This window comes from Leptotrichia wadei (assembly GCF_007990545.2).
In the GTDB taxonomy this organism is placed as follows: Bacteria; Fusobacteriota; Fusobacteriia; order Fusobacteriales; family Leptotrichiaceae; genus Leptotrichia; species Leptotrichia wadei.
This window is the reverse complement of the sequence record NZ_AP019829.2, coordinates 367,726-393,575: the sequence shown is the minus strand read 5'-3', so window position 1 is coordinate 393,575 and position 25,850 is coordinate 367,726. Positions and strand designations below refer to the sequence as shown.

19 protein-coding genes are annotated in these 25,850 nt (G+C 29.4%); 6 read left to right on the top strand and 13 right to left on the bottom strand.

Annotated features, from left to right (window positions below):
• Window positions 1-36 precede the first annotated feature (36 nt).
• A complete protein-coding gene (gene sufB / locus FVE73_RS01935; protein WP_018499543.1) occupies window positions 37-1,467 on the bottom strand; it encodes a Fe-S cluster assembly protein SufB in 1,431 nt (476 codons plus the stop codon).
• Between the two features lie 14 nt (window positions 1,468-1,481).
• Window positions 1,482-2,228 (bottom strand): Fe-S cluster assembly ATPase SufC, encoded by a 747-nt coding sequence (sufC, locus tag FVE73_RS01930; RefSeq protein ID WP_018499544.1) that lies wholly within the window; start codon window positions 2,226-2,228, stop codon window positions 1,482-1,484.
• 513 nt (window positions 2,229-2,741) lie between these two features.
• Here sufC and FVE73_RS01925 point away from each other — a divergent pair.
• Window positions 2,742-5,006 (top strand): RelA/SpoT family protein, encoded by a 2,265-nt coding sequence (locus tag FVE73_RS01925; protein ID WP_018499545.1) that lies wholly within the window; start codon window positions 2,742-2,744, stop codon window positions 5,004-5,006.
• 335 nt (window positions 5,007-5,341) lie between these two features.
• Here the strand turns inward: FVE73_RS01925 and FVE73_RS01920 are convergent, their stop codons facing one another.
• The 3 genes from FVE73_RS01920 to FVE73_RS01910 all read right to left on the bottom strand — a co-directional run bounded on the left by FVE73_RS01920 (window position 5,342) and on the right by FVE73_RS01910 (window position 8,423).
• Entirely contained in the window at window positions 5,342-6,112 is a 771-nt protein-coding gene (locus tag FVE73_RS01920; protein ID WP_018499547.1) for a DeoR/GlpR family DNA-binding transcription regulator, read from the bottom strand.
• Between the two features lie 243 nt (window positions 6,113-6,355).
• Complete coding sequence (locus FVE73_RS01915) at window positions 6,356-7,453, bottom strand: RNA-guided endonuclease TnpB family protein (protein ID WP_146997818.1); 1,098 nt, start codon at window positions 7,451-7,453, stop codon at window positions 6,356-6,358.
• 244 nt (window positions 7,454-7,697) lie between these two features.
• The gene (locus FVE73_RS01910; protein ID WP_039782529.1) at window positions 7,698-8,423 is read right to left on the bottom strand and encodes a transaldolase family protein; all 726 of its coding nucleotides are present in this window, start codon (window positions 8,421-8,423) and stop codon (window positions 7,698-7,700) included.
• A 548-nt stretch (window positions 8,424-8,971) separates the two neighbouring features.
• Here FVE73_RS01910 and FVE73_RS01905 point away from each other — a divergent pair.
• Window positions 8,972-9,790: a glycyl-radical enzyme activating protein gene (locus FVE73_RS01905; RefSeq protein ID WP_018499410.1), complete on the top strand. Its 819-nt coding sequence runs from the start codon at window positions 8,972-8,974 to the stop codon at window positions 9,788-9,790.
• A 46-nt stretch (window positions 9,791-9,836) separates the two neighbouring features.
• Complete coding sequence (locus FVE73_RS01900) at window positions 9,837-12,239, top strand: glycyl radical protein (RefSeq protein WP_018499409.1); 2,403 nt, start codon at window positions 9,837-9,839, stop codon at window positions 12,237-12,239.
• 161 nt (window positions 12,240-12,400) lie between these two features.
• Here FVE73_RS01900 and FVE73_RS01895 read toward each other — a convergent pair whose 3' ends face one another.
• Complete coding sequence (locus FVE73_RS01895) at window positions 12,401-14,395, bottom strand: elongation factor G (RefSeq protein WP_018499408.1); 1,995 nt, start codon at window positions 14,393-14,395, stop codon at window positions 12,401-12,403.
• A 316-nt stretch (window positions 14,396-14,711) separates the two neighbouring features.
• Between FVE73_RS01895 and FVE73_RS01890 the strand changes: the two genes are divergently transcribed.
• From FVE73_RS01890 to FVE73_RS01880, 3 genes are all read left to right on the top strand, one after another.
• Entirely contained in the window at window positions 14,712-15,746 is a 1,035-nt protein-coding gene (locus FVE73_RS01890) for a tetratricopeptide repeat protein (protein WP_018499407.1), read from the top strand.
• Window positions 15,747-16,002: 256 nt separating this feature from the next.
• Complete coding sequence (locus FVE73_RS01885; RefSeq protein ID WP_018499406.1) at window positions 16,003-16,935, top strand: dihydroorotate oxidase; 933 nt, start codon at window positions 16,003-16,005, stop codon at window positions 16,933-16,935.
• A 58-nt stretch (window positions 16,936-16,993) separates the two neighbouring features.
• Window positions 16,994-17,737: an NAD-dependent protein deacylase gene (locus FVE73_RS01880; RefSeq protein WP_018499405.1), complete on the top strand. Its 744-nt coding sequence runs from the start codon at window positions 16,994-16,996 to the stop codon at window positions 17,735-17,737.
• Window positions 17,738-17,921: 184 nt separating this feature from the next.
• Here FVE73_RS01880 and FVE73_RS01875 read toward each other — a convergent pair whose 3' ends face one another.
• From FVE73_RS01875 to FVE73_RS01845, 7 genes are all read right to left on the bottom strand, one after another.
• Window positions 17,922-18,476, bottom strand: a complete 555-nt coding sequence (locus FVE73_RS01875) for a PTS transporter subunit EIIB (RefSeq protein WP_018499404.1) — start codon at window positions 18,474-18,476, stop codon at window positions 17,922-17,924.
• Window positions 18,477-18,697: 221 nt separating this feature from the next.
• Window positions 18,698-19,534 carry a BglG family transcription antiterminator LicT gene (gene licT, locus FVE73_RS01870; protein ID WP_018499403.1) on the bottom strand — a complete coding sequence of 279 codons (837 nt, stop codon included), beginning with the start codon at window positions 19,532-19,534 and terminating at the stop codon, window positions 18,698-18,700.
• Window positions 19,535-20,211: 677 nt separating this feature from the next.
• The gene (locus FVE73_RS01865; RefSeq protein ID WP_018499402.1) at window positions 20,212-21,153 is read right to left on the bottom strand and encodes an aminotransferase class IV; all 942 of its coding nucleotides are present in this window, start codon (window positions 21,151-21,153) and stop codon (window positions 20,212-20,214) included.
• A 183-nt stretch (window positions 21,154-21,336) separates the two neighbouring features.
• On the bottom strand, window positions 21,337-23,139 hold the full coding sequence (locus FVE73_RS01860; protein ID WP_018499401.1) for a S1 RNA-binding domain-containing protein: 1,803 nt from the start codon (window positions 23,137-23,139) through the stop codon (window positions 21,337-21,339).
• A gap of 51 nt (window positions 23,140-23,190) precedes the next feature.
• The gene (locus tag FVE73_RS01855; protein ID WP_018499400.1) at window positions 23,191-23,511 is read right to left on the bottom strand and encodes an HPr family phosphocarrier protein; all 321 of its coding nucleotides are present in this window, start codon (window positions 23,509-23,511) and stop codon (window positions 23,191-23,193) included.
• Window positions 23,512-23,532: 21 nt separating this feature from the next.
• Window positions 23,533-23,970: a CGGC domain-containing protein gene (locus tag FVE73_RS01850; RefSeq protein WP_018499399.1), complete on the bottom strand. Its 438-nt coding sequence runs from the start codon at window positions 23,968-23,970 to the stop codon at window positions 23,533-23,535.
• A 416-nt stretch (window positions 23,971-24,386) separates the two neighbouring features.
• Window positions 24,387-25,487: an OmpA family protein gene (locus tag FVE73_RS01845; RefSeq protein ID WP_018499398.1), complete on the bottom strand. Its 1,101-nt coding sequence runs from the start codon at window positions 25,485-25,487 to the stop codon at window positions 24,387-24,389.
• Window positions 25,488-25,850: the final 363 nt, after the last annotated feature.

The window sequence follows — 25,850 nt, the reverse complement described above, 5'->3', positions numbered from 1 at the left end:
TCCATATAGTTATCAAACAGATCTAAAGTCTTTTAATTATCCAATTGTCCCTTCTAGTTCCAATTCAATCAGCTTATTCAATTCAACTGCATATTCAAGCGGCAATTCCTTTGAAATCGGCTCAACAAATCCTCTTACAATCATCGCCTTCGCCTCATCTTCGCTAATACCTCTTGACATCAAGTAGAATATTGCTTCGTCACTTATTCTTCCAATTTTTGCCTCATGACCAATATCCACACTATCGTTATTTATATCAATTATTGGTATTGTATCTGAAGCCGACTCATTATCTAGCATTAATGATTCACATTCTACAGTTGATCTTGTTCCTGTCGCTTCTGGCAAGACTTTTAAAAGTCCTCTGTAAAAAGCAGTTCCTCCATTTTTTGAAATAGATTTTGAATGAACCGTAGAGCTTGTATTCTTCCCTTGGTGGATAATTTTACATCCTGTGTCTAAATATTGCCCAGCTGCAGCAAATGTAACTCCTGTAAATTCACATCTTGAACGATCTCCCTTTAAAATACTCATTGGATAAAGCATAGAAACTCTTGATCCAAATGATCCTGACACCCATTCTATTACTCCGTCTTCTTCCACCAATGCTCTTTTTGTATTTAAGTTATACATATTTCTTGACCAATTTTCAATCGTAGAATATCTTAATCTTGCCCCTTTTCTGACAAAAAGTTCCACTGCTCCTGCATGTAATGCATTTTTTTGATATTTAGGTGCTGAACATCCTTCGATAAAATGTAAATCTGCCCCTTCATCAACAATTATAAGGGTATGTTCAAATTGTCCAGCTTCTGGTGCATTTAGCCTAAAATATGACTGCAATGGCATTTTTACCTTTACTCCTTTTGGAACATAAATAAATGATCCTCCAGACCATACTGCTCCGTGCAATGCTGCGAATTTATGGTCATTGACTGTAATTAATGTCATAAAATATTCCTTTAGCATATCTCCATATTTTACAATTGCTGTTTCAATATCTGTATAAATCACTCCTTGTTCTTCCAGTTCCTTATGAACGCTGTGATAAACCACTTCAGAGTCATACTGTGCTCCTACTCCCGCAAGTGACTGCTTTTCAGCTTCTGGAATACCAAGCCTGTCAAATGTATCCCTTATATAGCTTGGCACATCATCCCAATTTTCATTCATTGGTGCCGAATCAGGCTCTAAATAATGTACAATGTCATTCATGTCAAGGTCTGATAAATCTGGACCCCAATCAGTCATTGGCTTTGAATTATAAACTTCCAATGCCTTTAATCTAAATTCCCTCATCCATTCAGGCTCATTTTTTCTTTCTGAAATTTTTTTAATAATTTCTGGAGTAAGCCCTTTTTCAACTTTATATCTATAATGCTCTTCATCCTTTATATCATAAACACCACGCTCAATATCCGCAATATATGTTTTTTTTCTATTTTCCATTATTCCCACACTTTCCATTCTGTAATCAAATTTTATAATCCTAATTCTTCTTTTATTTTAGCATAACCTTCTTTTTCAATTCTTTCCACTAATTCTTGTCCGCCTGTCTTTACAATCTTTCCATTCATTAAAATATGAACAAAATCAGGCTTCAAATAGTCAAGAACTTTATCATAGTGAGTAATTATAAGCAAAGCTGTATCCTTAGTCTTCAATTTTTGAACTCCTTCAAATACAATCTTTGTAGCATCAATGTCAAGTCCAGAATCAGTTTCATCCAAAATAGCCAATTTTGGCTCTAAAATTGCCATTTGCAAGATTTCATTCTTTTTCTTTTCTCCACCAGAAAACCCAACATTCAAGTGTCTATCTGCATATTCAGGATTAATGTGAAGTTTTTCCATTTTTTCTACTAATTCATTATGGAATTGCATTAAATATTGTTTTTCTCCAGTAACAGCTTCTTTTGCTGTTCTCAAAAAATCCTCAACAGTAAGCCCCGGTATTTCTTCAGGATATTGGAATGATAAAAAAATTCCCTTTTTAGCCCTTTCATCCACAGTAGCATCATTGATATTTTCTCCATCCAAAATAACATCCCCAGAGACCAGTTCATGTTTCGGATGCCCCACAAGAATACTTGCAAGTGTAGACTTCCCAGCTCCATTAGGTCCCATAATTACGTGAACTTCCCCTTTATTTATAGTTAAATTTAATCCTTTTAGGATTTCTTTCCCTTCTACTTCCGATTTCACATTTTTTAATTCTAATAAACTCATGTTAATTTTACCTCCAAAAATTTTATGAATATATTCAAATTCTCAAAAATTTTATAAACTGAAAAATTTGAATAAAATATATTAAATAGAACATATTTAATTTTTATGTTTAGTTCTTAAACTAATTTTATCATAAATTTATTTGTTTATCAAATTAAATATCTTTACAAATATTAATTTTTTACATTTTTTCAATAATTTAGACTTTCAAAACAAAAAATAATTGACAATATAAAACTTTATAATGGATTTTTTTTTAAATATATAGTAAAATAATTTCAAGAAGAACGTAATAAATAATAGATATTCAAATTTATAACAAACTTACCGTTTCAATAAAAATTATACAATATATTTCACAATTTAAACAGTATATTTTTTATAGATTCTTTTCAGCGAGCAGTTAAAACTCTTGTTACTAAATAAATAAAATATTATTCTATTTTTTATGAAACTTGATATAAAAAAAATAAATTATTGAAAAGTTTTTTGATACAAGGAGATGAATACGAAATGGATGAAAAAAGTAAATTAAAAAACGACTGGAAAATGACAGATGAGGAAATGGGAAATACAAATGTTCCTGTAATAATAAATAAAACTTATAATGAACTACTTCAGCAATTGACAGATACAATTAAAAAAAATGGACTAGATGTAGATATGATTAAAATTTCAGAGGCTTTTACACTTGCTTATGAATCACATATGGGACAAAAGAGAAAGAGTGGAGAAGATTATATTTTACATCCTGTGGAAGTGGCGGAAATACTGGCTGATATGCGAATGGATACAGACACGATTGTGGCTGGGTTACTTCATGATGTAGTTGAAGATACGCTTATATCTTTGGCGGATATAGAGTATAATTTTGGAGTAAATGTTAGAAAACTTGTGGATGGTGTCACAAAACTTAGAAATTTGCCTAGAACAAATAGTAAAAAATTGGAAAATATAAGAAAAATGGTTGTTGCAATGTCAGAAGATATTCGGGTTGTAGTTATAAAATTGGCAGACAGACTTCACAATATGAGAACACTAAAATATATGACACCTGAAAAACAGCTGGAAAAATCTAAAGAAACTCTTGAGATTTACGCACCAATTGCCCATAGAATCGGGATGGCTAGAATAAAATGGGAACTGGAGGACATAAGTTTTAGATTTCTGTATCCAGATGACTATTATGAAATTAAAGAGCTTGTTAATTCCAAAAGAAAAGAACGTGAGGAATACACGGCAAAATTCATTGAAAAAATAAAAGAAGAACTTGAGAAAAATCACATAAAGGGAGAAGTTACAGGGCGACCAAAGCATTTATACAGCATTTACCGAAAAATGCACGAAAAAGAAAAAAGATTTGTAGATTTGCATGATTTAATCGCAATAAGAATTATCGTTGAGAAGAAAAATGAGTGTTATAATGTACTTGGAATAATTCATGATTTATTTATTCCAGTATTTAAACGTTTCAAGGATTATGTTTCACAGCCAAAACCAAATGGATATCAATCTATTCACACAACAGTAAAAGGTCCAAATGACCAAAATGTAGAAATCCAAATTAGAACAAGAAAGATGCACGAAATTGCAGAAGAAGGGGTCGCAGCCCATTGGAAATATAAAGAAAAAAAATCAAAATCTAAAAATGAAAAATTTTATGCAGATGCAAAAAAATTAACAGATTCTGTTCAAAGAAAAATGGATGAAAAAGAGCAAAAAGGATTTGCCCAAGAGATTACTGGAGATGTGCTCAAACAGACAATATTTGTATTTACACCTAAAGATGATGTTGTGGAAATGCCTAGAAATTCGACTGCCCTTGACTTTGCATTCCAAGTTCATACACAAATTGGGTATAGAACAATTGGAGTAAAGGTAAATGGAAGAATTACACAGCTTAATCAGGTGCTCAAAAATGGAGATAAAGTTGAAATTATGACTTCTAAAAGCATTAATAAAGGACCTGGAAAAGACTGGATAGAAATGGTAAATAACCATAGTTCACGTGTAAAAATTAGAAAATGGTTCAAAGATAAGGAATTTGAAGAAAAGTCTAAAGAAGGGGAACAAATTTTAGAAAAGGAATTTGAACGGCTTGGATTGAAATTAAAGGATATGCTTGAGGATGAGCGGGTTTTCCTTTATATGAAAAAATTCAATATTCCTGATAACAAGACGTTATTTTACAGATTCGCCATTGGAGATTTGTCACTTGACGGATTTTTAAATAAATTTGAGAAAAAGGAAGAAAAGGCCCTGGAAAAGGTTCTTGAGGAAGAAACAGAAAAGGCGAATAAACAAAAGGAAAAAAATAACGGCGGTATTAAAATATCTGGAACTGAAAACACAATGTACCGTTTTGCAAAATGCTGCAGTCCGCTTCCAGGCGATGAAATAAGAGGTTATGTAACACGAGGACGTGGAATTGCAATACATCGCTCTGACTGTGAAAACTTTATTTCCCTTATGGAAAGGGAACCTGAAAGGGAAGTTGACGTTTACTGGGATAAATCTGCAATATCTGCCAATACAACATACGAATTTAACTTTACAATAAAAGCTTCAGATCGAAATGGATTGCTTCTAGATATAATCCGAATTTTAAATGAATATAAAATGAGCCTTTTAAATGTAAATACAAACTCTTTTAAAGAAAATGGAAACAGACGAATACTTATACATTTAAGAATAACAATAAGAAGCCGTGAAGATTTTGAAAGATTGGCAAATAATTTAAAATCAATGTCAGAAGTAATTGAAATAATAAAAAAATAAATTATTCTTTTATAAAAAGGGGGCGTTATAAATGGATCTAAAATTTTTAATCGCATTAATTATATTCATATTATTATTTAAAATTCTTATAAATATTACAAAAAAAATTATTTTTCTAATTTTTATAATTGTTATTTTTATGGTTATTATAAATTATTTGAGATATTAGCTAAATTTATTCAATTTAAACTAAATTCTCTTTTTAAAAAAATGTACCTTTAAACATTAAAGTCTATTGGTACACTTTTTATTTTATAATTTCATAATTTATTTTATAGTAAAACTGATTTAAAGCCGAACTCAAAAAGTATGACTATTTTACTCAAACCCTAAGTCTATATAATTTCAACTTCACATTCATCAAAAATTTTTTTATAGTTTTCCAAATAATCCTTTTTATTTTTTTCACAAATAAAAATATCAAAATCAGACAAATTACTGAATTTATAACTTCCTAATATTCCTAATTTCTTATATTCAGTCACTAAAAATATTTTTTTAGAAATTTTCATTATTTCTTTTTTTGTATTTCCATCATTTAATTCAAAATTCATAACTTTTTCAGCTTCCAGATCTATCCCGGCACTTCCGATAAAAGCCTTGTCAACATTATATCTTTTTATATAATTAATCGCTTCACTTCCAACATTGCCACCTACTTTTTTATTATACTCCCCGCCTATCATTATAATGTCCACTTTAGAATTTTTATTAAAATGTGTGGTAATACTAGGCATATTTGTAATAAGAGTTATTTCCTTTTCAGAATTTGCAAGATATTCTGACGCAATATAATTTATACTTGTAATGTCAAAAAAGATTGTTTCTCCATTTTCAATATTTTCTATAATTTTTCTTGCAACGATTTCCTTTTGCTTTGTTCTATTTATAATTCTTTCCTCAAGAGTACTTGAATGTACCAGTTCCTTTAGTAAAATCGCACCTCCATGAGTTCTTTTCAATTTCCCTTCCTGCTCTAGCCTTTTCAAATTTTTTCTTATAATAACTTCTGAAACATTAAATTTTTCTGCCAAATCAGTAACTTTTACTTTCTTTTCATTTTCTAAAATTTCTAATATTTTTTCCAGTCTTTCATCCAAAAACATACCAAATCTCCAATACTCTTTATAATTATCCAAATTACAGCAAAATTTTCAAAACTTTATTAGATCTATTCGCTAACTTAATTTTTTTATTTAACAAGGAGTCAAGCCCCTTGCTTCAGAATGTTTGTTTTAGTGAACTACTCCCGCTTTTAGAAGCGGGAGCTTCTTGGGAAGTATCTGCTTTTGCTAGTCAAATATATTTACCAAGCTCTTCGGGCAGTCCCTGCCCTGTTTTTTTATTTCTTAATATTTCAACATTTCTTTTCCAACATCTCTTATATTCAGTGCCGCATTGTAATCTCTATCAATTTCAATTCCACAGCACTCACATTTATAACTTCTTTCTGATAATTTCAGTTCCTCTTTAACATTTCCACATCTACTACAAGTTTTCGATGACGGAAACCATTTATCTATCTTCAAAAATTGTTTCCCTAAAAACATCAGTTTATACTCAAGCATCCTCAAAAATATTCCCCATCCATTATCTCCTACACTTTTCCCAAAATTTAATGCCTGGCTCATCCCTTTCATATTCAAATCCTCAACAACCACAGCATTATACGCTTCAGATAATTTTTTCGATAATTTATGTAGAAAATCTCTTCGACAATTTTTGATATATTCATGCAATTTTGATATTTTCACTTTTTGCTTATACCAATTTTTAGAAAATTTCACTTTTCTTGATAATGATTTCTGTAATTTCTTTAAATTTTCTTCCAATATCCTAAAATATTTCGGATAATCAGCCCTTTGGTTTTCAGAACTGACAAATAATTTAGACATTGAAAAATCAAGTCCAATCACTTTATCATTACTTGGTATTTTTTGAATTTCTTTTTCAAATTCTGTCAAAACAGAAACATAGTAATTTCCATTACTGTTTGTCAATGTTACTGACTTTATCTTGTAATCCTTCGGTATTTCTCTATGATATTTTAATTTTACTCTTTTCAATTTTGGCAAAACCAAATATTTTGTTTCCTCAATTCGTATTGAATTATTCACACAATTTGTCGTATAACTTTTAACATTATTCTTTTTAGATTTGAACCTTGGGAACTTCGCTCTCTTCTGAAAAAAATTTGTAAACGATCGTTTTACATTCAATTGAGTATTTGAAAGTGCTAGACTGTCCACTTCTTTTAAAAATTGATTTTCACTTTTCAAACTGGCAGGTGTAATTATTTTATTTTTTCCAGTTTCTTCATAAATTTTATTCGCAGTATACAAAATTGTATTGTAAATAAAACGAACACATCCAAAAGTCTTGTTTATCAACAATTCTTGTTCCTTATTTGGATAAATCCTGTATTTGAATGCTAAATTATATTTCACAAAATTACACCTCCTTTTAATTTTGAATATTATTTTTAATGACTTCTCTTCAATATTTTACACAAAAATTGTATCATAGGTGTATCCTTTTTTCAATTTTTTTACAAAAAAAGCAATTCATCTCCCACTTATAGAAGTCGGAGACTTCTTGCTGTCTTTTTGTTAAATTTCAAATAAATATAGTTTCTGAGCAAGTCTATTAATTATGCCAGAACTAAGTCTTGAAAAGTTCAAGAAGCCAGAACTATAATAAATCAAGCAATGTCTTATCTCCATAAACTTTTTCCCAATCTGAATTAAAAGTATCCATGCTCCAGTCTGTATAAGGATGGTAAATTAACTTTTCAAAAACATCTGGAGCTACAGTTACTGATTTTGCACCAGCTAGAATTGTTTCGTGAACTTGTCTTACGTTTTTAAACGAAGCACCTAATATTTTAGGCTCAAAAATTCTTTTATACTGCGCCAATTTTTCTTCATCCGTTTTTTTATTCATCTCAAGAATTTTATAAGCATCTTTTACAATTTCAATTCCATTTTCCCCAATATTGTCAGAACGGTTAATATATGGAGCCATGTATTCTGCCCCTGCTTCTGCCGCCATAATTATCTGTTGTGGTGACAAAATCCCTGTTGCAGTTATTTTATGACCATCTTTTGATAAAATCTTCATGGCTTTTATCCCTTCAGGTGTTACAGGAATTTTTGTATAAAAATTTTCTCCGAACGTATCACGTAAAAGCTGCACTTCCTTTACCATTATTTCAGCTGTACTTCCCACAGCCTGTGCATGCACAATCTTGTCTCTTCCAATAATATCAAAAATATCATTTATAATCTCTTTAAAATCTCTTTTTTCCTTCGCAATAATAGTAGGATTTGTAGTAACCCCTGCTATCGGAAAAATATCACTAATTTTTTTTATACTCTCCAAATTCGCTGTATCAATAAAATATTGCACTCTCATCATCCTCTCTCTTTTTTTATTGAAATAATAATTTAATATTTTAATTAGTTTCGTTTTATTTCGATGTTATTTTAATACATAATTTAAGAAAAGTCAATGCTTTTTTTCAACTTTTCTAAAAATTTTGATTGAATAATTACTTTCTTTATGTTATAATTAACATGCAAAGAAACAATCATAATATGAAAAAAACAACGACAAGGGCTAGTTCAATTTGAACTAGCTTTTTGTATTAAGTTTTGCTATAATATTTTTGGGTTCGTTGCCTAATTCATATTATGATTGGGGGTGATGTCCAAATGGAACGGGATATAGTTTTTATATTAGTTCAACTTGTGGTTATTTACTACATCCTAAGTAGAAGATAACACCCCAAAATGAAAAAATAATTTTTTCCCTGCAATTATTATTTATTGCAGGTTTTTTATAAATTTTTTTAGAAAATTAAATAAAACTATTGACAAATTTTCAAAAACAGGATAAAATCGAAATATAAAGAAATAAAATGAAATAAAAAGATATTTTTAAAGAAAAAAAGAAGGGTGAAACGTATGAGAGCATTAGTTACAGACATTGAAAGAGGAGCTACATTTGATGGGCCTGGGATCAGAACAGTCGTGTATTTTAAAGGATGTCTGCTTAGATGTCTGTGGTGTTCCAATCCTGAAACACAGAAGCTGGAAAATGAATTTTGGGATTATGACGGCTCTCTTTATAAAGGAAACAGAACTTCATGTTCTGACTGCCTCACTACAAGTACATTAAAAAAAGTTGCAAAAGACATGACTCTGGAAGAAGTTTTTACAATTGTGATGAAGGATGAAAATTTTTATAGAAATTCTGGAGGAGGAGTTACATTAAGTGGCGGAGAAGTGCTTGTAAATTCGGCATTTGCGATAAAACTCTTTGAAAAATTAAAAGAAGAGTATGTTAATACAGCGATAGAAACTACTGGATATGGAAGTTACAGAGAGCTTGAAAAATTGGCAAAATTGACAGATACAATTTTATTTGACATAAAGCATATGGATAGTGGAAAACATAAAAAATATACCGCTGTTTCAAATGAAATAATTTTAGAAAATCTTACAAAACTTTCCAAATGGCATAAAAAAATCATTATGAGATTCCCATTTATAAAAGGGATAAATGATGATGAAAAAAATATTCATGAAACAGCAAAGTTCTTGAAAAAATTAAATTTGCTGGAAATAAATATTCTTCCTTATCATACAATGGGACTTGAAAAATATAGAAAACTAAGAATGCCGTATCCGATGAAAACACTTGAAAAACATACACAGGAAGAACTTGATAATGCTTTACAAATAATGAAAAGTTATGGTTTAAAGGCAAAACTGAATGGATAACACAAAAATTAAAGATAAATAATAAAATATATTGGAGGGAAAAGCAATGAGAGAATTTGTTTTAAAAAGTGAAAGAGTGAAAAAATTAAGAGAATCGGCTTTATCAAAATTCCCTGGTGTCAGTGTCGAAAGAGGTAGGCTTTTAACAAAGGCATATAAGGAACATGAAGGGGAATCAAAATATATGGTTCGTGCTTATGCAGTTAAAGAAATTCTGGAAAATATGACAATTTACATAAAAGATGGGGAACTTATTGCAGGAAATCAGTCCGTAGATGAAAGAACAGCGCCTCTTTTCCCAGAATATGCAGTAGACTGGATTATAGATGAAATTAATACAAAAGGAAACTTTGATCACCGTGATGGAGATAAATTTAGAATTCCTGAAGAAGAAATTCCTGAACTTTTGGAAATATGTGAATGGTGGCGAGGAAAAACACTAAAAGATAAAGCTCACGCTCAGATGCCACAGGAAATAAAAGAAGCTGGAATTGTGAAAATTATTCATGGGGAAGGAAACATGACTTCTGGTGACGGACACATTGTTCCTGACTTCAAAAAAGTTCTGACAAAAGGTCTGAAGGGTGTAATCGAAGAAGCTAAAGCTTCTATGGAAAAAGTGGATATTACAGTTTATGGAGGATACAATAAAATTGACTTTCTAAAGGCTGTACAAATTGTGGCTCAGGCAACTATTGATTTTGCTCATAGATTTGCAAATTTGGCAAAAGAACTTGCTGAAAAGGAAACAGATTCTCAGAGAAAAGAAGAATTACTTCAAATTCACAAAAATTGCCTAAATGTACCTGAAAATCCTGCTCAAACATTTTGGGAAGGAGTACAGGCAATCTGGTTTATTCATTTAGTAATTCAGATTGAAAGCAACGGACATTCAGCTTCTCTTGGAAGGGTAGATCAATATTTGTATCCACTTTATAAAAAAGATGTGCTGGAAGGAGATTTAGACAGAGAATTTGCAAAAGAAATGCTTCAATGTCTATGGGTAAAACTTTACTCTGTAATAAAAGTCCGTTCAACTTCACATTCCGGTTATGGTGCAGGTTATCCGACTTATCAGAATGTTACAATTGGAGGATCAACTCCAAGTGGAAAAGATTCTACAAATGAATTGAGCTACTTAATTTTAGAAAGTGTTGCAGAAAACAAGCTTACACAGCCAAATTTATCTGCAAGATTTCATATAAATTCTCCAGAAAAATTTATTAGAAAATGTGCTGAAGTGGCTGCAACAGGTTATGGAATGCCTGCAATGCACACAGATGAAATAATAGTTCCTGCATTATTAAATAAAGGCGTAAAAATCGAAGATGCCTATAATTACTCAATGGTTGGATGTGTTGAAGTGGCTGTTCCTGGAAAATGGGGATATAGATGTACTGGAATGACATTTTTAAACTTTGTAAAGGCTACTGAACTTGTATTAAATGATGGTTATGATGCTAGAACTGGACTTCAATTATTAAAAGCTGGGAAATTGACTGACTATGAAACTTACGAAGATTTATGGGAAGCTTGGAAAAAATATATGAAACATTATACAAAATTATCAGTTGCTCTTGATGTGCTGGCTGATACACATTTGGAAGATTTTCCTGATATTTTATTATCAAGTTTAGTTGATGACTGTATTGGAAGAGGACTTTCAGCAAAAGAGGGTGGAGCTGTTTACGACATTATTTCAGGACTTCAAGTTGGAATTGCAAATGCTGCAAATTCACTATATGCTCTAAAAACAACTGTTTTTGATAAAAAAATCTTGACAAAAGAAGAAGTTTACAATGCACTTCAGACAAATTATGAAGGTGAAAATGGAGAAAGAATCAGAAAAATATTGTTAGAAGTTCCTAAATACGGAAATGATATTGATGAAGTGGATGAATTTGCTACAAACATCTATTGGACATACATTGATGAAATTCAGAAATACCATAATACAAGATACGGAAGAGGACCAATCAACGGTGGTTATGGAGTTTCAACATCTGGAATCTCTTCAAATGTGCCAATGGGAACAGTGAGCGGTGCAACTCCAGACGGAAGATACGCTTATACTCCTGCAGCTGAAGGAGGTTCTCCAACTCAAGGAACTGACACAAACGGTCCTACAGCAGTATTAAATTCTGTAAATAAATTGCCAACTTTGATGATCACAGGTGGACAGTTATTAAATCAGAAATATTCACCAGAATTGGTAAATACTCCAGAACAGTTTGAAAAATTTGTAAATATAATAAAATCATTTATAAGTTCAAAAGGATGGCATATTCAATTTAACATTATTTCAGGAAAAACATTGAAACAGGCTCAAATTGAACCTGAAAAACACAGGGATATTATCGTAAGAGTTGCTGGATACTGTGCTCAATTTGTTACACTTGACAGAACTACACAAAATGATATTATTTCAAGAACTGAACAAAGAATATAAGCCCTTATTATTTTTGATAAACTTTTAAAATAAATTTTTTCTTTATTTCAAGGAGCTAATTAATTTTAAGCTCCTTGTATTTTTTATAAAAAAATTCCCAATAATTATTACTTATCAGGAATTCCTATTTATGTTAAACTTCATTCAAAAATTTTTTAAAACTATTTTTTCTTTTGTCTCTTTTCAATTACTTTTTGTGCTAAATCTCCCATCAATTCTTCATATCTCACAAGTTTCATTTCAAAATATCCACGACCTTGCGTAATTGCCTTCAATTCATTCGCATATTTGAAAGTTTCAGACATTGGAGCTTCAGCAATAATTTTTTGTTTTGTACCTTTGTGAGCTTCCATTCCTAAAACACGTCCACGCTTTTTATTAATATCTCCCATTATATCCCCAATATATTCTTCTGGAACAATAATTATAAGTTCCATGATTGGTTCAAGCAATATTGGTTTTGCCTCAAGCATTCCTTTTTTGAAAGCTAAATTTGCTGCAATTTTGAATGCTAATTCAGAAGAATCCACATCGTGATAAGAACCATCGTATAAAACAGCCTTTACATTAGTCACTGGATATCCTGCAAGAACTCCTTCTTTTAATGATTCTCTCAATCCTTTTTCAACAGCTGGAATATATGATTTTGGAACACTTCCACCTGTAATTGTTTCTTCAAATACAAAATCTTCATCTGCATATGAAAATTTAATCAAAACATCCCCATATTGTCCGTGTCCTCCAGATTGTTTCTTGTATTTTCCTTGAACATCAGAAGTTCCTTTAATTGTTTCCCTGTAAGGCACTTTCAATTCCACAGTTTTTATCGTTATTCCAAATTTTGCCTTCAATTTTTCTATAACTGTCGCACAATGAAGTTCTCCTTGTACTCCAAGAACCGTTTGACTTGTTTCAAGATTTCTATGCCAAATAAATGACGGATCTTCTTCCATCAAACGATTCAATCCAGATGACATTTTTTCATCATCATTTTTATTCAATGGCTCTATTGCCACAAATAATTGTGGTTTAGGAAAAGTTATATCTCTTAACGGCACTTTTTTTTCATTAGTTGAAAGCGTATCAGAAGTTTTTGTACTATTAAATTTTGAAAATACCACAATATCTCCTGCAATTCCCTTTTGAATCTCATCCATTTTATTATTCACAAACGTATTAATTTTCCCAATTTTTTCCTTCGTTTTTCTATTCAAGTTAAAAACTTCACTATCTTGTTTAATTTCACCAGAGTAAATTTTGGCATAAGAAACTTTTCCTAAAAAAGAATCAATTGTTGTTTTAAAAATTTGGCATACAAATTCGTCTTTTTCTGGCTGTACTTTTTCATTATCATCAGGCGATGGCAAGAAATCTTTTACTACATCAAAAGTCGTATGAAGCCCAATATTTTTTAAAGTTGAACCACAGATTACTGGAATTACCGAACAATCAAGTACTCCTTGTCTAAGTCCACGATGAATTTCAGCAGTCGTAAACTCAACTCCACTAAAGTATTTATCCATTAATTCTTCATCAGTTTCTGCAACTGCTTCTAAAAGCATTTCACGTACAGAATTTATTTCATCATCCATATCAGTCGGCATTTCTACAGTCTGACATTCATTTTTCCCTTTATCAAATTCTCTTGCAAACATATCAACTACATTAACATGTCCCCTAAAGTTTTCTCCACTTCCCCAAGGAACATGAAACGGTGCAATCCGTTTCCCATATTTTTCCCTCAATTGTGAAAGAATTTTTTCATAATCAGCCTTTTCATTATCAATTTTATTCACAAAAATAATTCTCGGAATATTTCTACTATCAGTCAATTCCAAAGCCGTTTCAGTCCCGACTGTCAAATCTGTAGTTCCATCAACAATAATAATTGCTCCATCAACTGCCGCGAGCCCCGATTCAACTTCTCCAAAAAAATCGCCATACCCAGGAATATCCACAAAATTATACTTGGCCCCTTGATATTCCACCGCATGGAGACTTAAAGAGCTTGTAATTTTAGTATCATTTTCATTTCCCACAATTCGGTTAGTAATCCCTGCAGTAAATTCCAATCCTTCTACCATATTACTCTTTCCAGACCCACTATGTCCTAGAATTCCAATATTTCTAATATTGCTGCTGTCATATATTCTCATAACAGTTTCCTCCCTATATATTTCTACTTTTTTGTACTTTTTAAACTTCTCCTATACTAAATTTTAACTTGAAATTTGAAAAAATCAAGTTAATAAAAAAAATTATTAATATACAAAAAAATAAATACATAATTTATTGATAAATTCTGTTAAAATTATTTTTAAAATTAATTAATATAAAAATTTTGCTGTTTTTTTAAAATATTATGACAAATATAAAAAAATATAGTATAATGTAATGATGATTTAATTTTTTAAAATTGAAATATTTGAAAAAATAAAAATAAAATAACAAAAATATAGGAGGCTTATTTTTATGGAAAACTTGGAATTTGATAATTTTAATGACAACAATGACTCTGAACGACTGTATCAAATGGGAAAAAATTATTATGATAACGGTTCCGACACATTGGCGGAAAAATATTTAAAAGAAGCTGCTAAAAGTGGAAATAGAAATGCAGTTTTTATTCTTGCTGACATTTATTTAAAATATGACAAATTAAATTTGGCAGAAAAATATTTAAAAAAGATTGCCGATGGTGGAGATTTTCAGCTACAAGATAAACTTGGAACGGTTTATAAGAGAAAAGCGAATTTTGAATTGGCAGAATATTACTATAAACAAGCTATAAATAATGGTAATCAGAAATCTCGTTATAATCTTGGAAACTTGTATTACCAATATAATAAAAAAGATCTTGCATTGGATTATTTAAAGCCTGCAGCAGATGAAAGAGATCAAGAAGCCCAAGTGCTACTTTCTAAAATTTATTATGATAACGGACAAATTGAATTAGCAGAAGAATACTTACATAAAGCCAAAGATAACGGAGAAGCCTATTATCTACTTGGAAAACTATACGGAGAAAAACAGGATATCGAAACTGCTGAAAAACACCTAAAAACAGCAGCCGATACCTACGACAGTAAAAAAGCCCAGGAAGTACTTTACAAACTTTATGCAGACAAACAAAATCAAACACTTACAAAGCACTATTTAACTTTACTTGCAGATGAAAATCATCTAGAATCATTTGTATTGCTGGGAAATATATTTGCTGATGAAAAAAACTATAATCTTGCTTATACAAATTATTCTCACTTCTTTGAAGGAAGAAAACGTACAAATACAAAAATTGATATGAAAAAAATTGATGAGGAAAAACTTAAATTTAATTTTGGAAAATGCTGTATAAAATTAGGTAAATTTGAGAAGGCTGAACAAAATCTAAAAGAAAACAGTTACTTAAAAATTTCAGATAATATTATTGAAGTTGCAAAACTTTACGAAGAAGCTGAACAACTAAAAATAGCTATCCAATACTATAAATCAGCTTTACATGTATAATTTCAATAAAAATTTAAATATGAAATGCAAAAATAAAAATCAAGTAATAACAATAATATATTTTAAATATTTTTTAAAAAATTAAAATGCTATATTAGTATTCAAAACTACATATATCTAAAACTTTATAAAATAAATATTATGAAACAAGGGGTCAAGACCCCTTGTCAGTAAAGACTAATTTATTGAACAAATCTATTAATAAAATTTTATAAGCAAAAAATAATTTCACAATAAAAATAATTTAGGAGGAAAAATGGCAACTACAAAAACAAAAATAGGTAACTCTGAATTTAGAAACTGCTTTATGAATGCAGCTGGTGTTTACTGTTACGATAAAAATGAACTTGAACAAGTGATAAATTCCGCAGCTGGAACATTTGTTACTAAAACTGCTACATTGCAATCAAGACCAGGAAACCCTGAACCTAGATATCATGACACGGCTCTAGGAAGCATAAATTCAATGGGACTTCCAAATTTAGGATTCGATTATTATTTAGATTATCTATTAGAATTACAAAAAACACATCCAGATAGAACTTTCTTTTTCTCACTTGTGGGAATGTCGACTGAAGATACCCACACATTATTGAAAAAAGTTCAGGAAAGTGATTTTAACGGAATTACAGAACTTAACTTATCTTGTCCAAATGTTCCAGGAAAGCCACAAATTGCCTACGATATGGAAACTACAGAAAATTTACTGACAGATATTTTCTCATACTTTAAAAAATCACTTGGAGTAAAATTGCCTCCATATTTTGACATAGTTCATTTTGACCAGGCGGCCACAGTATTTAACAAATTTCCATTGACATTTATAAATTGTGTAAACAGCATTGGAAATGGACTTGTAATTGAAGATGAAAGTGTTGTAATAAAGCCTAAAAATGGATTTGGAGGAATCGGAGGAGAATACATAAAGCCCACAGCTCTTGCCAATGTTCACGCATTTTATAAAAGATTAAATCCATCTATTCAAATTATTGGAACAGGAGGAGTTCTTACAGGTCAGGATGCTTTTGAACATATTTTATGTGGAGCAAGCATGGTTCAGCTCGGAACTACTTTACACAAGGAAGGCCCTTCTGCCTTTGAAAGAATAACTAATGAATTAAAGGCTATTATGGATAAAAAGGGATATAAAACTATTGAGGATTTTAAAGGAAAATTGAAATATTTATAATTTTTTAAATTAAAATAATAAAAATAAAGCAAAAAATAAAAAGCAAGGTGATAAAAAAATGGATAAAATAAACTTACTTCAAAAAATAATTGATGAAAGTAAAAGAATCGTTTTTTTTGGAGGTGCGGGAGTTTCTACAGAATCAGGAATTCCCGATTTTAGAAGTGCAAATGGAGTTTATAATTTAAAATTAGACAGAAATTTTTCTCCAGAAGAGCTTGTTTCCCACACAATGTACGAAAAATACCCAGAAGAATTTTACGACTTTTACAAAAAACATCTTGTTTATCCAGAAGCAAAACCCAACTTTACCCATAAATACTTGGCAAAATTAGAAGAAAATGGAAAATTAACGGCTATAGTAACTCAAAATATTGATTGCCTTCACGAAATGGCTGGCAGTAAAAATGTCTTAAAACTGCATGGAACAATTGATAAAAATACTTGTGTCATTTGTGGCAATAAATATAATTTAGAAGAATTTTTAGAAATCTGCAAAACTGAAAGTATTCCACATTGTCCAAAATGTAAAGGAACTATAAAACCAGATGTTACTTTATATGAAGAAGTGCCAGATCCAGATACTTTTAGAAATGCAATAAATGAAATATCAAGAGCCGATACACTAATTATAGGCGGAACTTCGCTTGTTGTATATCCAGCTGCTTCTTTAGTTCAATACTTTCAAGGAAAAAATCTTGTTTTAATAAATAAATCTAAAACCGAACAGGATCATTTTGCAAATTTAGTTATACATGAAAATATTGGAGAAGTTTTTAAAAAATTAAAAAAAATAATTTGAGTTAAATAAAAAATATTTGGTGCTAAATATTTGTTAATTTTTCAAAAAATAAATAGCACCATTTTTATTTTTATTAATACTAAAACCTATTTAAAAAATTTTTTATTTATCAATAAGGAATCTTGATTTCTTGTAAAAAAGCTTCCATTCAAATGGAAAATAATATAAAATTACTCAAAAAATATTAATCCAAATTTTCTCCATTACTTGCAATTACCTTTTTATACCAGTCAGCTGAAGTCCAAGCTAGAAATACAGGAAGTAACTGAAATAATCCATCTCCTGCAGCCTGTATTGTTAAATATGTACCATCCGTATTTGATACACCTAATGATATTAAAATTGCTGCAATACCCTTTAACATCCCAGCCGCAGCCATTGTTCCTAATATTGGTTGAAATAATTTACTAAGCACATCAATTAGAATATTTAAAACATCCTTGATACTTTTTATTTCTCTTTTAGGCTCTTCCTTTTTTTCATTCCCACTTAACCCCAGAAGTGGCAAAACTTCATCAAATACATCAGCAACATGATTCCCAATTACAACTTGAAATTGCTCTCCACTTATTAAAGCAGTAGCTACCCCATCCATCTTTTTCAATCTTTCCATAGCAGCCTTATCATTGCTTTTCAGTTTAAATCTCAACCTTGTTACACAATGATGCAAGCTAATAACATTTTCTTTTCCTCCCACTGCTTCCACAATATCTTTCGATAATTTTTCGTATTTCTTCACACGACAACCTCCTAAACAAATATTTTTTTATTTATTAATTTTTTCAAAATAAAAAGGCAAAACTCGACAATAAAAAGTTGATTTAATTTTTTATACTAAAACCCCTTAAAATTGAACTTTTTTATAATTTATAATTTCAATTTTAAAGTCATTCTATTATAAAAATAAACTTTTTTATTCTCGGTCTTGCCTAATTTAATAGTCACAATCCTTTATATTTATTATTTTTGTGTTATTCTTTGAATATGTATCGCTAAATATGTTTTCTCTTCTTCTGATAATTTTCTTTTATATATTTTAAAAAAATAATTCTCAATTTTTTCAGCACATTGATAAGCTTTGATGTATTTTTTCCTTACTTCCTGATAAATAAAGTCATTATCATCATTTATCTGGGTATTTTTCATAATTCTTTGAAAGAAAAATTTCAAATGTGTCATAAATCTTTCATAACTAAGGCTGCTTTCATCCAGTTCAATTCCAAATGTATATTTTATAATGTTCAGAATATCCTGTGTCATTTTTACAAGCTGCATCGTTTCCCTAATTTCATTTTTATTGTTAATCTTGGCATTAACAAGATGCAGAGCAATATTTGCCGCCTCATCTTCAGAAAACTTTATTCCTAGCTCATCATCTATAAATTCCAGAGCTTTTAATCCAACTCCATATTCTTTTGGATAAAATTTTTTTATTTCCCACTGAAGAGCATTCACATAACTTATATTTTCCTTGTGCCTTTGAATTGCAAAATTCAAATGATCTGTCAATGTTACATAAATAAAATCATTAAATTGAACATTCAGTATATTTTTTGCATATTCAATAATGTCATAGGAAATTGAAACATAATTCACAGGTATGTCTTCTAAAAGGAGCTTAAATTTTTCTGATGTTTCATTATGCTTTAAAATAAATGTCTTTTCAATTTTATCATTATCTATCAAATCTCCAGCCTTTTTCCCAAATGCTACACCTTTGCCTGTTATGATAATTTCTTCCTTCTGGTCATTTTCTGAAATGATAGCATTATTATTCAAAATTTTTTTTATCTTCATTTTTTCAAACTCCCATTAACAGTCATCATTTTTAGATAGAAAAAACCTTGATTATTAAATACGAAAAAATAATCATATTTATTAACCAAGGTTCTGCCTGCCTAACAGTAACAATCCACTTATAAAATAAGTATACTACCTTTTTTTAGATTTGTCAATAACTAAAAAATTAAAAATTTTTTAAATTTAAAAAATCTTCATGATTTCAAAAGAGAGATGATTATAATCAACCATCTCTCTTCCCAAATTTTACATTACTATTTAATTTCCCAATAATTATTATATTCTCTTTATCCATCTCCAATTATCACTCAGATTTATTTAAACTATTATTTTCTCCCTATTTCAATTGTATTGTACTCCTAATTTCTCTCAATTACAAGTTTTTTTTGAAATAAAAAAAATAAGTTTATAATAAAGATTTCTTTAAAAACAATCTTCAAAAATTATGGTTATTTTTCTCAAATCTTATTTTTGCCTAATTTATTTTTACAAGATAATTAAGATGGTTTATAGTAATTTAACAAATAAAAAAATACACCTTTAATGCTTTTTTTAACACTTTCAGTGTATTTTTATTCCCTTCTATTCTATTTTTTATTTTGAAAAATGGATAAATCCCTTGTTTTAAAATATTTGTTTTTATTTTAGCTAAAAATTTAAAAAAATTTATTAATTTATTCTACAACAAATAACCATTCTTTAGATAATTCGTGATCTCCATTAATAACTTTTTCATATTCCCCTTTTAACAATTCATAGAATTTACCAGGTTTTGGTTCAGCATGGAAATCCAATTGTCCGATTGGTCTTTGGTCTAATGATTCAGCATAAGTGATTTTCATTGCTGTTCCTGTTACCAACAACTCATCTGCTGTGAATACCATTGAACGGTCAATTTTTCCACGATTAACTTTATATCCATTGTATTCCAATAATTCTAATGCTGATCTTACTGTGATTCCTTCAAGAGCTGCATTTCCTGTATCAGGGATAATTACTTGGTCTCTGTAAATTAATACAATATTTGCAACAGAAACTTCTACTACATTTCCTGTGTCATCAAACATTAACGCATCATCATAACCATTTCTTTGTGCATCACTTGTTGCTAGGAATGAATTAATGTAAGAACCACCTGCTTTTGCTTTAGTTGGAATAGACGAATCATTGTATTTTCTATAAGTTGAACTCATTAATTTTAATCCGCCTTTTGTGCTTACATAATCTGCAAGAGGTAACATATAAATTGCTAAATCAAAATCAAGTCCTGCTTTTTTTGGTGATAATCTTGGTTCTTTACAGAAAATGAATGGTCTCATGTAAAAATCTTCTTTAATATCGTTCTTTTTAACTAATTCAGTTACGATATTTTTAAATTCATCCCATCCCATGAAAAATTCAAAACCTAACATTTTTGAAGCTGTCATAAGTCTTTTATAATGGTCTTCCAATCTAAAAATTGCAACTTTCCCATTTCTGTAGTATCCTCTAACTCCACCGAAACAAGTTGTTCCATATTGTAAACTGTGAGTCGCAATACTTACTGTCGCCTTTTCAAATTCCACTATTTCTTTATTGAAATATGCGTATTTCATAAATTCAGTTTTACCTGCCATTAAATTTACCTCCATATAATTTCAATGTTCTAATATTTACTATTATATTTTAGCACTTTTTTTAAATTATGTAAAATTTATTTTTTTAACTCAATTATATATTTTATATATGTTTAAAAAATGGCAAGGGAACTACAAACCTCTTGTAAAATAATATTTAAATTATACAATAATTTACTAAAATTAAACTCCATAAACTTTCATAAGTTCATCCATTTCTTTCTTTTCTTCCATTTCTTGAACTTTTTTTATAGACAATGCGATAGATTTTCTCTTTTCATTAATATCTGTAATAACAGCTTCAACTTTATCTCCAACTGAGAATTTTTCAGAAATATCCTTCAAAAATTCCTCTGTCAATTCTCTTTTTGGTATAATTCCATTAAATCTGTCTGTCAATTTAACAAGCACAAAATTTTCCTGAATTTCTACAATTTCAGTGTTTATAATATTTCCCTTTTTATATTTTTCAGTAACTTCCTTCCAAGGCGATTTTTCCAATTGCTTAATACTTCCAGATAATTTTTTTTCAATTTTGTCAATTACGATTACTTTAAATGCAACTTCATCGCCAACTTTGTATTCCTTATGTTCTCTTTTATCCCAAGAAAATTCATTTTTGTGAATAAATACTTCTATTCCCTTTTCAAGTTCAACAAAAATTCCATAATCCTGAACATTCATAACTTTTCCCTTATATGATTTATCAAAGTCATAAGTTTCTTCAAGAACATCCCATTTATCATCAAGCAGTGCTTTTGCACTCAAAGTAACTCTATTTTTTTCATCATTAAAGTCAACTATTTTAAATTTAATCAAATCTCCAGCTTTATATTTTGAAGTTAGGTTAGATTCTCTCTTATATGACAAGTCAGAAACATGTAAAAGTCCGTCAATATCCTTTTCAAGCGAGATTAATAATCCAAAATCAAATACTTCTGTTATTGGTTTTTCAATAATATCTCCTATATGATATTTTTCCTTTACTGTATTCCAAGGATTTTCTGAAAGTTGTTTTACACTTAATTTAACATTTTTCTTTTCATTTTCAATTTGAATAATTTTTGCAGGAAATTTATCTCCCACTTTATAATTTTTCAATTCTTTAGATCCATTGTGCCAAGCAAGCTCTGAAACATGTACAAACCCAGAATTTCCATCAACAGTTACAACTATCCCAAAATCAAGCATACCTTTAACAACAGCCTCGACCACATCTCCAACATTATGGCTTTTTTCAAATGCAACCCAAGGATCTTCTGATAATTGTTTTATACTTAATTTTAATCTATTTTTTTCAACATCCTTTTCAATAATTTTAGCAGTTACTTCATCTCCGATTTTATATCTTTCATGTAAATTATCCACTTGATCCCAAGAAATTTCAGAAATATGAATAAATCCACTTGCAGCTCCTAAATCTAAAATAATTCCAAAATCAAATATTTCTTTAACTTTTCCTGTAACTACATCTCCAACATTAACACTCTCAAAATATTTTTCCTCTTCAATTTTTATTAAATCAATTCTTGAAATAGTTATATTACTTTTATTTTTTTCCTTTATAATAAATTTGAATTTTTGTCCAGTATAGTCCTTATCCTTTTCAAATCTAGCAAGAGAAAATGGTAAAAATGCATCATTTTTTCCAATTTTTACAGTATATCCACCTTTAATTTTTTTTACAATTTCTCCTGTTACAATATCATCAACATTAAATGATGCCAATTCTTTAGCCTTATCTAGCATAAATTTTGAAACAATAATATTATCATCATCTTCCCTTAAAACCTTCACTTCAATTTTATCTCCAATTTCAAAGTCTTTAACTTCACTAGCATAAATTCTTCCTTCTTTTTTTGCATTTAAATCAAGAAATCCATAATCCATTTCTTTTCTTGTAATAATTCCTTCGACTACATCTCCAGATTTTTTTTCTTCAGGTAAATAATCCTCTAATAATGTCTCAAATTCTTTTTCGTTCATTTTGTACTTCAGAACTGCCTACAAAAGCCAGCCCTTCTCCCTTCTTTATATTTATTCAAAAAATTTATTAATTTCTATTAATTGTCTTAACTCCTCCAGCAATTTAGCCTCTTCTTCTGGATTTTCCCCATTTTCTGAAATTGCCCTAAGTTTTAATTTCTCTCCTTTTTCAGCTCCAAGCATCATAACTCCAAATACATTTTTACCATCTACTTTTTCATTTTTTCCTTTGTTATTCTCTGCTCGCTCATTTTCCAAAACCTTTTCTATTTCCAAAGTAGCATTATACTTTTTTGCAATATTGACAATCTGTCCTGATGGTCGTGCATGAATTCCCTGTTCATTTTTTATCTCTACAATAATTTCCTTCATAGCTTTCCTTTCCTGATTTTTCTAGTTTTTATTTGTTTTGTAAATCCCTTCTGCACGTCTTCTAGTAGCAGTTTTAGAATGCCAGGTGTCTTCCAAAATAATTGAATCCCTAAATGGAGTTTTAGAAACTTGCTGTTTCATATAATTTAAAAACATACATCTGGAAGAATGATGATTGTCAAGCGTAATACAAGAAGCAAAGTGTATAGCCACTTCTTCAGGCGTAATCTTCCCTTCTTTTTTCAAACATTTATTCACATTTGACAAAAGTGAATTAACTCCTTTCCCATTACATCCTCCACATTGGAACATCAAGACTCTCATATCCTGCTCCATTGGATATTTTAAAAATCCACCACTTCTCTCGTAAAACGACTGGCTACAATGATATCCGCTGCAACGTCTTTTTGCAATTTCACATTGAATTATTACAACCAGTTTAATTTTTGATAAATCCATAACACCACCTCAAAATATATTTGAAACTCTTAAAACCTATTTAAATAATATCATTTATTAGATTAAAAATCAATATTTAACTAATATTTTTCTGTAAAAAAAATATTAAATATTAAGTCTATTCATTAATTTTTTTATAGTTACAGCAAATCTGCTATTTCAAATGATGAAAATTTTTTTATGATAGAAAAATATTTATTAACAATAATCATTAGTTAATACTATTCTCCATTTAAAAAACAAAAATTATATTTTATTTAAATGGGTTTAGTATTAGAAAACAGAATTATATTATATTTTATCCAATTATCAATATGAAACTCTTCTTTTTTTTAAGTAAAAATTAATTAAAAAAAGAGAGATATAATTAAATATCTCTCCAAAAGCTTTTACTTCTAAACCTTTTATCTTAAAGATTATTGATTAATGAATTTTACGTTACTAAAGTCAACGTTTTGGAAGAATAATTCAACTCTTCTGTTATTGTATCTTCCTTGAACTGTATCATTAGTATCAGCTGGGTTGCTTTCTCCTTGACCAGTAATTGTTCCGTAAGAAATAGAATTTTTCAATCCATAATCTCTTAACAATCTAGCTACATTTTGTGCTCTTGCTACTGATAATTTTTGGTTATAAGCAGCTGATCCAGTTGAATCTGTATGTCCAATGAAATCAATTGATCCACCATCAGCAAATTGGTTAATTACACCTGCAATAGTTCTCAAGTCAGCAGCTTCACCTTCGTTAGGTACTCTACCATCTACTTTAAATCCTCTGATTACACATTTCTTTTCTTCAGTTGAACAACTAAATGGTAATACTGCTGTATTTGGTTTAACAATTGGTGCTGGTTCTGGAGCTGGTGCAGGCACTGGAGTTGGTACAGGTACTGTAACTGTTTGAGTTATAATTTTAGGTGATCTGTCATTTTTCAATTGTCCAAATCTATATCCTAATCTAACTCCTACCGAATCAATATTATTTCTTGTTCTTTCAGTATTACCTAAAGCATCAGTTGTTTTAATTTTAGCACCTGATCTTTCATAAATAGCTTCCAATGAAACTGGTCCAAATTCAGTACCAATTCCTGCTGCAGTATATAATCCACCTTTAACTTTACCATTTACATTTTTAGCTTCATGAGCAAAATTATATCCTGCTCTTCCTAATACGTATAATGCATCATTTCCATTGTTAGTTGTAATTAAGTTAAATTTTCCTAATGCATAAACTGGAACACTTCTCATTAATTTAGCTTTATCATCTTTTCTGATTAATTTCCCAGAGTGAGATGATAATTTATATTCTGCTCCTAATCCCCATTCAAATTCACCTTGGTTATCAACAATATATTCTAATCCAAGTGTTGGTCCATGTTTAAGATTATAATCTTCACTAAATTCACTTGATCCTGCTTTAAATTTTCTGTAGAAATCATATCCACCTTTAACTTGTACTTCAGATGCTACAGCATTTAAAGCCAATAAAGCTGTTCCTAAAATAACTAATTTTTTCATTTTAATTCCTCCTAAATTTTATTTTTTTCTCTAATTTTTCTAAATTAGTACTTTTTTCTCCTAATCCTCTTTTAGATTATACAACATTTTAAGAGAAAAATCAATGTTTTAACTAATTAATTTATTATTATAGTTAAAACTTCCTATTTACAAGTTATGGTATCATTTTTTTTATAAAAAGTCAACAAAAAATTAAGTAATACTCCACTTTAATCATTGTATTTAGTACATTTTTCTGCAAAATAACCTGATTTTATTGACTTATTAGTCATCTTGAAATTTTTATCTTTTTTACTTTTTTTATTTTTATATACTCTAATATATTAATTAAAAAATCTCAAAAAATCAAAATAAACTTTAAGT